General features: G+C 39.3%; 10 protein-coding genes. All 10 read left to right on the forward strand.

The annotated features are described in order from the left end of the window. Window positions 1-62: 62 nt before the first annotated feature. On the forward strand, window positions 63-2,174 hold the full coding sequence (nirB, locus tag RCG21_RS14475) for a nitrite reductase large subunit NirB (RefSeq protein WP_133333376.1): 2,112 nt from the start codon (window positions 63-65) through the stop codon (window positions 2,172-2,174). Between the two features lie 29 nt (window positions 2,175-2,203). Further along, on the forward strand, window positions 2,204-4,354 hold the full coding sequence (gene nasC, locus RCG21_RS14480) for an assimilatory nitrate reductase catalytic subunit NasC (RefSeq protein WP_308913304.1): 2,151 nt from the start codon (window positions 2,204-2,206) through the stop codon (window positions 4,352-4,354). A gap of 167 nt (window positions 4,355-4,521) precedes the next feature. Continuing rightward, entirely contained in the window at window positions 4,522-6,936 is a 2,415-nt protein-coding gene (nirB, locus tag RCG21_RS14485; RefSeq protein WP_308913305.1) for a nitrite reductase large subunit NirB, read from the forward strand. Between the two features lie 29 nt (window positions 6,937-6,965). After that, entirely contained in the window at window positions 6,966-7,292 is a 327-nt protein-coding gene (gene nirD, locus RCG21_RS14490) for a nitrite reductase small subunit NirD (protein WP_133333373.1), read from the forward strand. A gap of 112 nt (window positions 7,293-7,404) precedes the next feature. Beyond that, window positions 7,405-8,178, forward strand: a complete 774-nt coding sequence (cobA, locus tag RCG21_RS14495) for a uroporphyrinogen-III C-methyltransferase (protein ID WP_133333372.1) — start codon at window positions 7,405-7,407, stop codon at window positions 8,176-8,178. A 137-nt stretch (window positions 8,179-8,315) separates the two neighbouring features. Continuing rightward, the gene (purU, locus tag RCG21_RS14500) at window positions 8,316-9,215 is read left to right on the forward strand and encodes a formyltetrahydrofolate deformylase (RefSeq protein ID WP_308913306.1); all 900 of its coding nucleotides are present in this window, start codon (window positions 8,316-8,318) and stop codon (window positions 9,213-9,215) included. Between the two features lie 223 nt (window positions 9,216-9,438). Next, window positions 9,439-9,765, forward strand: a complete 327-nt coding sequence (locus RCG21_RS14505; protein ID WP_308913307.1) for a hypothetical protein — start codon at window positions 9,439-9,441, stop codon at window positions 9,763-9,765. Further along, a complete protein-coding gene (locus RCG21_RS14510; RefSeq protein WP_308913308.1) occupies window positions 9,765-12,161 on the forward strand; it encodes a response regulator in 2,397 nt (798 codons plus the stop codon). Before RCG21_RS14505 ends, RCG21_RS14510 begins: the two co-directional genes overlap by 1 nt. 19 nt (window positions 12,162-12,180) lie before the next feature. Further along, window positions 12,181-13,023, forward strand: a complete 843-nt coding sequence (locus RCG21_RS14515) for a CheR family methyltransferase (protein WP_308913309.1) — start codon at window positions 12,181-12,183, stop codon at window positions 13,021-13,023. Between the two features lie 28 nt (window positions 13,024-13,051). Beyond that, window positions 13,052-15,010, forward strand: coding sequence for a PAS domain S-box protein (locus tag RCG21_RS14520; RefSeq protein ID WP_133333368.1), 1,959 nt, complete (start codon window positions 13,052-13,054; stop codon window positions 15,008-15,010). The last annotated feature ends 37 nt before the right edge of the window (window positions 15,011-15,047 follow it).

The raw sequence follows: 15,047 nt of genomic DNA on the forward strand, positions 1-15,047 counted from the left end.
TAATAGGTGTGTTATTTATCCCGTAATATTAACCATCTTTAAAAAGAGCTGGAGGTTTATAAATGGAGAAGGAAAAACTAGTGCTAGTTGGCAACGGTATGGCGGGTGTGAGATGTATTGAGGAAATAATCAAAATATCACATGTTCAATTTGATATTACGATTTTTGGAAGTGAGTCACATGTGAACTATAATCGGATTCTTTTGTCATCAGTTCTGCAGGGGCGGGAAACATTCAAAGAGATTACCTTAAATGAACGAGAGTGGTATGACAAACATCAGATTCAACTTTTTACAGGGGAAACGGTAACAAAAATAGATAAAGAGAAACAAGTGATAAAAACCGATCAAAATCGTGAAATTTCCTACGATCATTTGATTCTAGCCACCGGTTCCGTCCCGTTCCTCCTTCCTATTACTGGTGCAGATAAGGATGGAGTGTTTACATTTCGGACCATTGAAGATTGCAAGAGAATAATCGAAGCATCGAAGCATTATAAAAAAGCAGCCGTAATCGGTGGAGGAGTATTAGGCCTGGAGGCAGCGAGTGGGCTGCTCAATCTTGGGATGGATGTACAGGTAATCCATAATGGGAGCTTCCTCATGGAAAGGCAGCTCGATCAAACAGCATCCCAAATGCTGCAAAATAACCTAGAAAAACAAGGGGTAAAGTTTCTGTTTGAAAAAGAAACAAAAGAAATCATCGGGAACAGCCGAGTAGAGGGGCTTCGTTTTAAAGATGGTACTGACGTTGAAACCGATTTGGTTGTGATAGCAGTAGGGGTGAAACCAAATGTCCAATTAGCTATAGATAGCGGAATCAATACAAACCGGGCGATTCTTGTCAATGACTATATGGAAACAAGTGCACCAAATATTTATGCAGTTGGAGAATGTGTTGAACACCGCAGGATGGTTTATGGATTGGTGAAACCTTTGTATGAACAAGGGAAAATACTGGCGAAACGGATCTGCGGTCAGGACACGAAAGGGTATGTAGGGTCCATCCTATCCACCCAATTAAAAATATCAGGTGTGGAGGTATTCTCTGTCGGGATGTTTGCCGAAACAGAGGCATCAAAGTCTATTAATCTCTATGATGGACCGGGAGGAGTTTATAAGAAGCTTGTTTTTCAAGATCAAAAGATGATGGGTGCCGTCTTATTCGGAGATATAAAAGACCAAACGAGATTGCTGGAAATGATTGTGAATCAAGAGGTTGTACCTGATGGGGAAGAGTTGACACTGCTTCAACCTGCTAATCAAGAGGAAAGTACGGTTGCTATAATGCCTTGCCATACCATGATCTGCAATTGTAACGGGGTCACGAAAGGGGCTATTATTGATACGGTTCAAAAAAACGGATTAACGAACGTCGACGAAATAAAAAAATACACAAAGGCGTCAGGCTCTTGTGGTGGCTGCAAGCCGTTAGTTGCTAAGCTTCTTTCCTATATTCAGAGCGATAAATTTGAAGAAAAGCTGGTCAAAGAGACCTCAATGTGTGACTGTACTTCGTTGACTGAAGAGGAAGTTGTTCTTGAAATGCAGGTTCAAGGTCTATCATCTTTACAGGAAGTGATGGATGAACTGGCTTGGAAGAACAGGGCTGGTTGTACAACTTGCCGACCTGCCATTCACTATTATTTAACTATGATCGACCCTGAATATGAGAACAAACAAAGTAATCTTACTGATTATGATGGGATGAATGTAATTCATCAAGTGAATAAATTCACATGTAACTGTGAAAAAAAATCCTCACTTGAATTGGCAAATGATCTGGTAAACAGATTTGAATTCCTCTTAACACCTTCTCAGGTGAAAATCTCTGTTTCTGCTTGTATTCATAATGGACCCGATTCAACCATAAATGATCTAGTCGTTATCGGGATAGACAGAGGATGGGAAATCTATGTCGGCGGGTGGAGCGGAGGCAATGCACGCACTAGCGAGTTGTTATGCATTGCTGAAACCAATCTAAAAGCAATAGAAATGATCTCCGGTTGTATTCAATATTATCGGGAAAGTGCCAATTATATGGAGAAGATGGGGAAATGGATGGAACGAGCGGGGCTTATCCATGTCAGAGAAGTCTTGTTTGACGACGAACATCGCCAGCAATTGTTAGATCGTTTAGGCGAAGAGGCGTCCATAAGGAAGGCAGTTTTATAAAGAAGTTTAAAAAAGAAAGGGTGAGAGTCTTGACGGAACTTTTATTAAAATATTTCCGGACGAAACAACAAAAGGTCCAATCAGAAAAACTATTTGAATCGCAATGTCCCTATTGCAGCATGCAATGTAAGATGACCTTAGTGGAACAATCCATTGTCTCAAGAAAAAAATATTTGACGCTTGGAAAAGAAAATCCCACTTCTGAAGGGCGTCTATGTATTAAAGGTATGAATGCCCATCAACATGCCTTCAGCAGGGAGCGATTGAAGCATCCTATGTTAAAGGTGAATGGAGAATTTGTCCGTGTTTCCTGGGAGGAAGCGTTAAATCACATTAAGGAAAATTTTACAAGAATCCAAAGGGAAGACGGACGAAATGCCTTAGCTGTTTATGGGAGTGCATCGATTACGAATGAAGAGGCATATTTGCTGGGGAAATTTGCCCGTGTAGCAGTAAAAACGAAATACGTTGATTATAATGGCCGGCTATGTATGTCTGCAGCTGCTTCTGCCGCGACTCAAACCTTTGGAATGGACAGAGGGTTTACAAATAGATTGTCAGAAATTCCTTTTACCCGCTGTATCATTTTAGCGGGAACCAATATTGCAGAATGCCAGCCGACCATCATCCCATATTTTGAAAAAGCAAAAGTGAACGGGGTTTACCTGATCGCCATTGACCCTCGGGAAACAGCAACGACCAAGATGGCTGACTTACATTTAAAACTGAAGCCGGGAACAGATGCAGCTTTAGCAAATGGATTGCTAAAGGTAATCATTGAGGAAAACTATGTTGATAAAACATTTATCAAAGAACGGGTAAATGGCTTTGAAAAAGTAAAAAGCTATGTATTGTCATTAAGCTTAGAGGAAATTGAAGAAATAACAGGGGTTCCGCGTGAAAAAATTCGAAAAGCAGCAATTATGTTTGGTAAGGAAGCATCAGGAATGATTTTTACAGCAAGAGGGGTAGAGCAACAAACAGATGGGGTGATGGCTGTTCGTAATTTCCTGAATATTCTTGTTTCTACTGGAAAAATCGGAAAACCTAATTCCGGTTACGCTGCCATTACTGGTCAGGGCAATGGTCAAGGTGCAAGAGAACATGGTCAGAAAGCAGACCAGCTCCCAGGGTATCGTTCTATTGAAAACGAGGAACATCGGGCCTATATTGCTAGTGTGTGGGGGATCAACAAGGATGAATTGCCGAGAAAAGGAGTTTCTGCTTATGAAATGATGGGGAAAATCCATGAAGGTGAAATCACGGGGCTTTTTTTAATGTGCTCCAATCCGATTGTCTCCAATCCCAATGCTCATTTCGTAAAGGAAGCACTGAAAAAATTAAAATTCTTTGTAGTGGTTGATCTATTTATTTCAGAAACTGCGAGATTAGCAGATTTAATTTTACCCTCGTCCTCATACTTGGAGGATGAAGGAACGATGACGAATCTAGAGGGGCGGGTGACCTTACGGGAAGCAAGCTATCCTTGTCCGGATGAAGTAAAGCATGATTGGCAAATTATTTGTGAGATTGCGAGGGTTCTTGGAAAGAGGGATCACTTTTCATTTTCGTCTGCGGAAGATATTTTTAACGAATTAAGAATGGCCAGCCGCGGTGGAATTGCCGATTATTACGGGATCACCTACGAGCGAATCCGAAATGAAGGGGGAATCCTTTGGCCTTGTCCAGACACTAACCATAAAGGGACGGATGTGCTGTTTGAAAATTCTTTTGCTCATGAAAATGGCAAGGCAGCGATGGTGGTCGTGCCTAACTTGCCTGTTATTCATAAGGAAATGGTAAACGATGAGTTTCCTCTGTATTTAACAACTGGTCGCGTCATGTCTCATTACTTAACTGGTGTACAAACGAGAAAAAGTGCCGCCTTAGCGGCTAGAAATGTAGAGGCATTCATGGAAATTCATCCAGTCACAGCGAAAAAGTACCGCATTTCGGACCAGTCCTTAGTGAAAATTGAATCGAGAAGGGGAAGTATTATCGTTCGAAGCAAATGGTCAGAAACGATTCGTAATGATACGGTCTTCGTTCCGTTTCATTGGGCAGATTCGCAAAATGTTAATCTCCTTGTTTCTGATAAACTAGATCCTGACTGTAAAATGCCGGGGTTTAAAGTGAGTGCTGTTAGAATAAGTCCGATTGTAGATTTTCCGGTCAATTAAATAAACATGAACGGTGCCTGGGTTAAGTGACCCAGGTTTTTATTGATGAAAAAATTATTTTAAAAAAATTCTTAAAATTCAATGTTAGAAAACCTAACATGTTCAGTCATGTTTTGATTGCGCTGTGTTATAGTTTGTGAAGAAACTTTCAAAGGGAGGAATATCTGGTGGAAAAGAAAAAGTTGATTCTCATTGGGAATGGCATGGCGGGAGTCAGAGCGATTGAAGAAATTTTAAAACTTTCAAAGGAAGCTTTTGAGGTTACTATCTTTGGGACCGAACCGCATCCCAACTACAATAGAATTCTCCTTTCCAAGGTTTTACAAGGAGACACAGAAGTTAAGGATATTACATTAAATGACTGGGACTGGTATCGAGAAAACAATATTAAACTATTTACTGGAGAGACCGTAATCCAAATTGATTCAACCAAAAAAGTGGTGGTAACAGACTTAGGCCGAATTGTACCTTATGATGAGCTAATTATAGCAACAGGGTCAGTGCCCTTCATCCTTCCAATACCGGGGGTGGAGAAAGAAGGAGTTACGGCTTTTCGGGATATAAAAGATACCGAAGTAATGCTCGAAGCTTCAAAAAAATATAAAAAAGCGGCTGTAATCGGCGGAGGGTTATTAGGACTTGAGGCGGCAAGGGGGCTATTAAACTTAGGGATGGAGGTTTCTGTCATCCATCTTGCACCCTACTTAATGGAACGGCAACTCGATCATACAGCCGGCAAACTATTACAAACAGAGTTAGAAAAACAAGGGATGAAGTTTTTACTTGAGAAACAAACCCAAGAGATTTATGGGAATGAAAGGGTGGAAGGATTAAGGTTTAGTGATGGAACAGATATTGAAGTAGACTTAGTCGTAATGGCTGTTGGGATTAAGCCAAAAAGTGAATGGGCAAAGGAAAGTGGAATTCTTGTCAATCGCGGGATTGTGGTGAATGACTATCTGCAAACCAATACCCCTCATGTTTATGCAGTGGGCGAATGTGCTGAGCATAATGGAATGGTTTATGGTCTGGTATCCCCTTTGTATGAACAAGGAAAAGTATTAGCGAAAACCGTCTGTGGCATTGAAACCAATCCATATAAAGGCTCCATATTATCCACTCAACTGAAGGTTTCAGGTGTAGAAGTATTTTCTGCAGGGGACTTCATCGAGGGAGAAGGTAAAAAAGCAATCAAGGTCTTCGATGACCAGGATAATATTTACAAGAAAATCGTATTACGTGGAAATCAAATCGTTGGCGCTGTGTTGTTTGGTGATAGCAGCGAGGGGAATCGGTTGTTTTCCATGATTCAAAAGAAAGCAGATATCTCAGACACGGAAAAGGTAACGATTTTACAACCGTTGCATGAGGAAGCAGGCAGCAGTCTAGTCGCTGTTATGAACGATGATGAAATGATTTGCGGTTGTAACGGGGTAACAAAAGGAACGATTGTTCAAGCGATACAGCAGCAAGGCTGCACATCAGTGGATGCAATCAAAGCGTGTACGAGTGCTTCTAGATCCTGCGGGGGCTGTAAACCGCTTGTAGCTGATCTCTTGCAGCACACGCTCGGTTCCGCTTTTGTGGAAACAACTCAAAAAGAAGCCATCTGCGGTTGTACCACTTTATCAAGGGATGAAGTGGTGGAAGAAATAAGGGCTAAGGGGCTGTCAACGATTAAGGAAGTCATGTATGTCCTTGGTTGGAGTTCGGAGGAAGGCTGTTCCAAATGCCGCCCCGCATTAAACTACTATTTAGGAATGGTTCATCCAATTGAACATAGGGACGAAAGAGAATCGCGATTTGTGAATGAGCGGATGCATGCCAATATTCAAAAAGACGGGACCTACTCTGTTGTACCGCGTATGTATGGCGGTGTCACCAATTCAAGCGATTTACGCCGAATTGCTGATGTTGTTGATAAATATGAAATACCGCTCGTAAAATTAACCGGCGGCCAACGAATCGATTTATTGGGCATTAAAAAAGAGGTCTTACCAAAGGTTTGGGAGGATCTCGACATGCCATCTGGATTCGCCTATGGAAAATCACTACGAACAGTTAAGACTTGTGTCGGAGAACAATTTTGCCGATTTGGAACCCAGGATTCGATGGGGCTTGGTATTGTCTTGGAAAAGAAATTCGAAGGTCTGCAAACGCCTCATAAAGTAAAAATGGCTGTTTCTGCCTGTCCAAGAAGCTGCGCAGAGTCAGGTTTCAAGGATATAGGATTTATTGGAATCGACGGCGGCTGGGAAATTTATGTTGGCGGAAACGGTGGAACCCATGTCCGCGGAGGGGATTTATTTTATAAAGTCAAAACCGACGAAGAGGTTGCCGAGATTACGGGTGCTTACTTGCAATATTACCGTGAAACAGCAAACTACTTGGAACGTACATCTGCTTGGATTGAACGTGTTGGTCTAACACATATCCGTTCGGTCCTTGACGATTTGCAGAAACGGAGGGAGCTGAATTTACGGATGGAGGAAGCATTGTCCGTCCTGCGTGATCCGTGGAAGGAAATAGCTGAGGATGAAAAGGTGAAGAAGCAATTGTTTGAGACACTAGTGATGTCTTAAAAATTACATGATAAAGGTGGAAATAGCTGATGGCTAGCAAAAGTGTGACAAAAATATCAATTGGTTCCATCCATGAGCTGAAAGAGCGGATTGGAAAAACGGTATGTATTGGGAAAAAAGAAGTGGCTGTATTTAAATTATCCAGTGGAACTGTTCGGGCAGTAGAGAACAGCTGTCCCCATAAAGGCGGAGTCTTAAGTGAGGGCATGGTGAGCGGAGAATTTGTTTTTTGTCCGATGCATGATTGGAAAATCTGTTTGGATGACGGGAAGGTTCAAAAGCCGGATAGAGGCTGTGTGACAACCTATCAAACATTGATTGAGAGTGATCAGGTTTATCTATTATTTGAAGAGTGATAGAAGAAACTGTCTTTTGACCAGTGGTTGAAAGGCAGTTTTCTTAAAAATATTACCGATCATTTTATGCAAGTTTGCAATAGTTACGGCTGGTTAGAAGGGGTGTGGAAAAATGAAACAAAAAAAGGGGAAAGTGTATCTAGTCGGTTCAGGTCCTGGCGACCCAGATTTAATTACTGTAAAAGCGACAAAATGCCTTCAACAGGCAGATGTTATTTTATACGACAGATTGGTGAATCCGGTACTTCTTGATTATGGAAGACACGAAGCAGAATTGATTTTTTGCGGAAAAGAGCCGGGAAACCATTGTGTCTCTCAGGACGCTATACATGAATTATTGGTGGAACAAGCGATGGAAGGGAAAACCGTTGTTCGGTTAAAAGGCGGTGACCCGTTTATTTTTGGCCGTGGCGGTGAAGAGGCAATGATACTTGCCGAATATGGAATTGAGTTTGAAGTAGTTCCCGGTATTACGTCTGGAATAGCGGCCCCTGCTTATGCTGGAATACCAGTTACATATCGAGATATAAGTCAATCATTTGCCGTAGTAACAGGGCATTGTGTTAATGGGAAGCCGAAAAACATTCGTTGGGACTATTTAGCTCATGGTTTTGATACCCTTGCAATTTATATGGGAATCAAGAATCTTCCATATATATGTAGCCAATTGGAATTATACGGCAAGTTTCCGAACACTCCTGTAGCCGTCATCCAACAAGGAACAACAAGTGAACAACGAACGGTGATTGGAACACTTGAAACAATTGTAAATATAGTAGAAGAAAATCACATGACCAATCCTGCCATGATAATTATTGGAGAGGTGGTAAACTTGTCGGAAAAATTATCGTGGTTTCCTGAAAGAATTCGCATACCAACCGATTGAACAATTTTTTTCCAAAAAACATAAAACTGTTGCCCAAAAACTGTCCTCATAAGAAAGTAAGTATGAAAATTCTTAACATTAAACGCGGACTAAGGTATAATAATTTTCATTACTTAATAGGAAGGTTTTAAAACATCATGAATTCTAATTTCAAAGAACAAATTGAACAATTTAAACTGCGGAATCAAAACCGCGGGCGTTTACTTGTCAGCTGTCCCGACCAGCCGGGGATTGTTTCAACGATTTCTCAATTTTTATTTTCCCATAATGCCAATATCATTGAATCCAGTCAGTACTCAACCAATCCTGAGGGTGGAGTTTTTTTCATTCGCATTGAGTTCGAATGCCCCTTTTTAAAAGAAAAAGCAAACGAAATGAAAGAACAGTTCACAGAAATTGCTGAAAAGTTTTCAATGGAATGGACGTTAACACCAGTATTTAAGGTGAAAAAAGCAGCTATTTTTGTATCAAAAGAATTGCATTGTCTTTTGGAACTGTTATGGGAGTGGCAAAGCGGCGATTTGATGGCCGATATTGCTCTAGTCATCAGTAACCATGAAGCAGCAAGGGATGTCGTTGAGGGGCTTAATATCCCATTCTATTATATTCCAGCTAATAAAGATATCCGTGAACAAGTAGAAAAAGAGCAGTTGCAGCTTCTTAAAGAACATGATGTGGATCTCATTGTTCTTGCGCGTTACATGCAAATTTTGACACCGAACTTTGTAGCAGCAAACCCGCATAAAATTATTAACATCCATCATTCATTCTTACCTGCTTTTATTGGGGCAAGACCGTATGAACGGGCATATGACCGCGGCGTTAAATTGATAGGGGCTACATCACACTATGTAACGAATGATTTGGACGAAGGTCCTATTATCGAACAAGATATAGCAAGAGTCGATCACCGTGACAATGTTGAATCCCTAAAGAAAATCGGCCGCACAATTGAACGAAGTGTATTAGCACGCGCTGTAAAATGGCATCTGGAAGACCGAATTATTGTACATCAAAATAAAACAATTGTTTTCTAAAACAACAACTCCCCAGGCCATTCGGCTTGGGGAGTTGTTTTTCATAAAAAACCTAGTATTGAAAGGTCTGTCCTCTTCTGATTCTCGCTTTTTTTCAAAAAAAATATTTTATCCTCGATAATAATGCAGTATGATAGATAAAGTTAAAGGCAATGATTTTTTTTGCTACTAATATTCAGTCTTTTTAGAAACTTAAAAATTTAAAAAAGGAATCTGGGATATTATGAAATTTAAAACAAAGCTTTATACGGGCACGGGGTCTTTACTGCTATTATTTTTTATCATCGCGTTAGTTTTAATGAACATGCTCGAACAAACAACCGTGAATTTAAACCTTGTAGTGAATGATTTAAATGAAAGAATCGAAATGGCTTCTGATATTAAATTTGAAACAACTAGAATTGGTTTAGAGCTTAGTTCTGCATTAACCGATCATCACCAGGAAATGAATAAAGCCGCAAAGAATGATTGGGAAGATTCACAAACCACTTTAGCCACAGCGCTGGATGCACTAAAAAAAGGGACACCGACCAGAAAGCGCAAGAGCTAATGGAAAAGTTAAAAACATTGCATGATACCTACAATAATATGGGGCAGCAAGCTTTGGTTGAAAAAAAATTAAATAAAGATATTGAAATTCCAGATTCTTTTTGGAAGGATTCAGAACTGCTTCGGCAAAGAATGATGCAAATTGCCGATATTCTTTATCGCTTGCAATCACAAAAGTTGAAGGATGAACTGATCGGGTCTAAAGATACATATAATTGGGCAGTCACCGTGATTTACAGCTACCTTGCCATTGCCTTGGTTATTGGTATTGGTTTTACGTTTTGGATTATTAGAAGCATTACTAAAAACTTGAACAAAATCACCGATGTCATGAAAAGGGCAACCACAAGCAACTTTGACTCTTTACCACGAATTGATCATTCTGCAAAGGGTGAGTTAGGGGAAATTGCCGTTGCTTTTAATAAAATGGCAAATGAACTGGAGAAGCATAGTAAGCTTGAGAAACAATTTTTACTAGAAGCAGAAGAGCAAAGTTGGTTAAATACAAAAATTGCTGAAATCGCGACGATTTACCCCGAAATTGAAAATGTGGCGATGTTAGCAGAGCTATTAATAACGAAGCTTGTTCCAATGGTAGAGGCGAGTTTTGGGGTTTTTTATATAAAAGAAGTGGAAGAAGATCAATATTATTTAAAAAAGATTTCAAGTTATGCCTCCTTAGATAAGAATAAAGATTATATGCGTTTTCGTTTTGGAGAAGGGCTGGTTGGACAATGTGCACTTGAAAAGCGTCCGATTCTTTTAAGTCATGTCCCGGACAATTATATAAGAGTGGGGTCTGGAACAGGAGAAGCTTCACCGAAAAATATTATTATATTGCCGGTCCAGTTTGAAAATCATGTACTAGCAGTTATTGAAATTGCTTCCTTCACGTCCTTTAGTCCGTTGCAAGTAAAACTGCTCGAAGCAGTCAATAATAATATTGGCATCAAGATTAATAGTATTGTGAACCATATGAAGGTTGAAAAACTTTTACAGGAATCGCAGGCACTTACCGAGGAACTTCAAGCCCAATCAGAGGAACTGCAGTTACAGCAAGAAGAGTTACGGACAACAAATGAAAAACTCGAAGAGCAATATGAAGCCTCTGAGCAAAAAAATGTTGAAATCGAAAAGGTTCGGGAGGAGCTTGAAGAGAAAGCGCAGCAACTAGAGCTTAGCTCTCAATATAAATCTGAGTTTCTAGCAAATATGTCGCATGAGTTAAGGACACCACTGAATAGTTTGCTCATTTTAGCGCAAATCCTCTCTGAAAATGGGCAGGGAAACCTTACAGCTAAGCAACAAGAGTATATTCGGACCATCTACTCGTCTGGGAACGATTTACTTCATTTAATAAATGATATTCTGGATTTAGCAAAGGTAGAGTCAGGTAAATTAGATATTAATATAAAAGAGGTTGAATTGCAGGAATTAGAGAAATTTATTCATCGCCAATTTTCTCCTGTCGCGATTCAAACAAATGTTGGCTTCACAACAGAATTAGAAGAAGGATTATCGGAGACGTTCTTGACAGATGAGCAGCGTTTGCAGCAAATCTTGAAGAATTTACTTTCTAATGCCTTTAAATTCACGGAGGTCGGCAATGTAACCTTACGAGTACAGAAGGTAATAAAAAATGCCAGTGGTCCACTAACCAATGGAAAAACAAAAAGGAAAACAATGCTTGCTTTCTCCGTTATCGATACGGGAATCGGAATTGAGGAAGACAAACAAGTCTCGATATTTGATGCCTTTATTCAAGAAGACGGAACGACCAGTCGTCAATATGGCGGTACCGGCTTAGGACTTTCGATTAGCCGGGAGATGGCCCATTTATTAGGTGGATTTATTGAGGTATCAAGTAAAAAAGGAAAAGGGAGCACTTTTACGTTATTTTTACCCTACAGCCAAAAAACAGTGGTTGAAAATACGGCAATGGATGAAGCAGCCGTAACGCTTTATGAGAATGAAACATTTGAAACTGTAGAGATTCAACCAAAACGGTGTGAGAATTCAATCTTGAATAATAAGAAAATTCTTATAGTGGATGATGATATACGCAATGTATATGCCCTTACCATTGCCCTTGAGGAGAATGGGATGGAAGTAATTGTAGCAGAAAACGGTCGGGAAGGAATTGAGGTATTAAAGAATAGCCCGGATACTGATCTTATTTTAATGGACATTATGATGCCGGAGATGGACGGGTTTGAGGCAATGCGGAAAATTCGGCAAACCTCAGAATTTAAAACCTTACCAATCATTGCCCTTACAGCAAAAGCGATGAAGCGGAGCAGAGAGGAATGTTTAGAGGCGGGGGCTACGGATTATATTAGTAAGCCAATTAATTTAGACCAACTTTTCTCGTTAATGCAGGTTTGGCTGTATCAATAGAAGGGATTGAAATAATACAATGAAAAATCCTCCAATTCTGCAATCAGAAGAGATTGAAAATATTGAAATTGAATTACTGCTTGAGGCTGTTTTTCGCTATTATGGATACGATTTTAGAAACTATGCGTTTCCTTTTATTCAAAGGAGAATTAGCCAACGTGTTAAAAAGGAGAACCTATCGAGTGTTTCGGCTCTTCAGGAAAAAGTCCTTCGTGACTCAGAGACGATGTTGAGTTTGTTTTTGGACTTTTCCATTAATGTGACGGAGATGTTTCGCGATCCTACATTTTTTAAGTCTTTTCGAACAAAAATTATCCCGATGATAAAGGATTATCCGGAAATACGAATTTGGCATGTTGGCTGCTCTTCCGGAGAAGAAGTTTATTCGATGGCGATTCTCTTGCATGAAGAAGGTATTTATGAAAAATCGAAAATTTACGCGACGGATTTAAACCATCTGATTCTCGAAAAAGCAAAGCAGGGAACTTTTCCATTAGATGTAATGAAACTATATACGAAAAACTACCTGGAAGCGGGTGGAAAGAGGGCATTTTCGGAATATTATAAGGCCACTGGCGATAAGGTTTTTTTTCATGCCTTTCTTAGAAAAAATGTATTTTTTGCCCAGCATAATCTGGTAACCGATCAATCTTTTAATGAGTTTGATATTATTATTTGCCGGAATGTACTCATCTATTTTAATAAAACGCTACAAAATGAGGTTCATAAATTATTATATAACAGCCTAAGCCATTCAGGCTTTCTCGGGCTGGGAAAAAGAGAGGGGATAAAGTTTACGAGTTATGAAAACTGTTACGAAGAATTCGACGGATCAGAAAGACTATTCCGAAAAAATAAGTAGTTTCCCAACAAATAAAGTGAACATATTAATGGTAGATGATCATCCAGAAAATCTTTTAGCGTTGGAAGCTGTACTGAATTCTCCCAATTATAATTTGGTAAGTGCTAACTCGGGAAAAGAAGCGTTAATTTGTATGCTAAAGCAGGATTTCGCGGTTATATTACTAGACGTACAAATGCCTGGACTAAATGGTTTTGAAACGGCTAAGCTGATTAAAGCCAGAGAAAAAACGAGACATATTCCCATTATATTCATTACGGCCATTAGTCAAGAAAAGGAACATGTACATCAAGGTTATGCCGCAGGGGCAATTGATTATGTTTTTAAACCATTTCATCCTGATACATTAAAACGGAAAATCGAACAATTTGTAAAAATTCATCAAAAACATGAAGAAAATATTCTTCAAACGAATCGCGAGCGGACAAATGAGCTGAAAGAAATCAATCGAAAATTGGATCGAACCACGTTAAATCTACGCCGAACTGAGGCACTGTCGAAAGTTATTGGAGAAACCATAGTCGATACGATTGTTACCTTTGATGAACAAGGTTCTGTTTTATCCGTGAATCCTGCTATAAAAAAAATGTTTGGTTATACAGCTGATGATATCATAGGGAAAAACGTTGCTGTCCTATTTCATAAATCTGATGACGATCTTGTCCGGTTATCTTTTTTAACCACTATAAAAAAATCAGTCGGTAGAGTGATTGAATCTGTAGGCATTAAGAAAGACCGGCGCCACTTTCATGCGGATATTCTCATTGGTGAAACATCCGTTGAAAATCACCAGATCTTTGTATGTACGATCCGTGATGTAACAGAAAGAAAGCAGATTGAGGAAGTTAAAAGATTGAAGTTCAATAATCTCGAATATATTGTCGAAAAACGAACAGAGGAACTAATTAAGGCAAACGAAAAGCTTCAATCCGAAATTGAGGAACGGAAAAAAATTGCTGACCATTTATTCCAATCACAAGAAAGATTTCGGAAAATATTTGCTGCTAGTCCAAGTTTAATGGCGATTTTCTCCAAAAGAGATTTTACGATTATTGAGGTAAATACCAGTTGGTTAAGTTATACAGGCTATTCTCTTGAAGAGATTAAACAACAAAAAATAAATTTGAACAATTTTATTGAGGAAGCTACGGGGAACCCAATTCAGATTGATTATAAGATTCGCAATAAGAAAATAAATTATCGGACGAAAACCGGCGATCTACGCGATGGATTATTATCAACTGAAATGATAGATGTGTATCCTGAGCCATGTATTTTGATTGTATTAAACGATATCTCTGAGAGGGTACTTCTGGAAAAAGAGATGTCCCGATTAGATCGGTTAAATTTAATTGGGGAGATGGCTGCCGGGATTGCCCATGAAATTCGGAATCCGATGACGACGGTTCAAGGATTTTTACAAATATCAAGAAATAATAAAGACCCTTTAGCACCTGATATTATCGATATCATGTTAGAAGAATTAACGAGAGCTAATTCCATCATCACGGAATTTCTTAACCTAGCGAAAAATAAGGTTAGTGTAAAGAAAAAACAAAGTTTGAATGCGATTTTAAAAGCTATTTTTCCACTAATTCAAGCGGAAGCAATGCGTTCTAGTAAACAGGTAAAACTGGATTTACATGATTGTCCAGATATTTTCCTTGATCATAAAGAAATTCGCCAGCTGATCTTAAATATTTCATTAAATGGATTTGATGCGATGTCGTCAAATGGGCAGCTTACGATAAAAACCTATACCGATCAACAGGCCGTTTTTTTGGAAATAAAGGATCAAGGTCATGGAATCAACCCGGAAGTTTTGCAAAAATTAGGGACACCTTTCTTTACTACAAAGGAAAAGGGAACAGGCCTGGGTTTAGCCATCTGTTATAGTGTGGCCAAACGCCACCATGCTGAAATTGATATTAAAACCGGGAATGAAGGAACTACGTTCTCGATTCGTTTTCAATTAAATTCCTTTTAAACTACCCATAGTTTTTAAAACAGAAAAGAGGGAAGGA

The sequence above is a fragment of the Bacillus salipaludis genome (assembly GCF_030938565.1).
Lineage (GTDB): Bacteria > Bacillota > Bacilli > Bacillales > Cytobacillaceae > Neobacillus > Neobacillus salipaludis_A.

Bases quoted from the DNA above. Each gene is read 5' to 3' on its own strand.
- RCG21_RS14515 (WP_308913309.1), top strand. From the start codon at position 12,181: ATGAAAAATCCTCCAATTCTGCAATCAGAAGAGATTGAAAATATTGAA.
- RCG21_RS14510 (WP_308913308.1), top strand. From the start codon at position 9,765: ATGGAAAAGTTAAAAACATTGCATGATACCTACAATAATATGGGGCAG.
- purU (WP_308913306.1), top strand. From the start codon at position 8,316: ATGAATTCTAATTTCAAAGAACAAATTGAACAATTTAAACTGCGGAAT.
- nirB (WP_133333376.1), top strand. From the start codon at position 63: ATGGAGAAGGAAAAACTAGTGCTAGTTGGCAACGGTATGGCGGGTGTG.
- nirD (WP_133333373.1), top strand. From the start codon at position 6,966: ATGGCTAGCAAAAGTGTGACAAAAATATCAATTGGTTCCATCCATGAG.
- RCG21_RS14520 (WP_133333368.1), top strand. From the start codon at position 13,052: ATGGTAGATGATCATCCAGAAAATCTTTTAGCGTTGGAAGCTGTACTG.
- RCG21_RS14505 (WP_308913307.1), top strand. From the start codon at position 9,439: ATGAAATTTAAAACAAAGCTTTATACGGGCACGGGGTCTTTACTGCTA.
- cobA (WP_133333372.1), top strand. From the start codon at position 7,405: ATGAAACAAAAAAAGGGGAAAGTGTATCTAGTCGGTTCAGGTCCTGGC.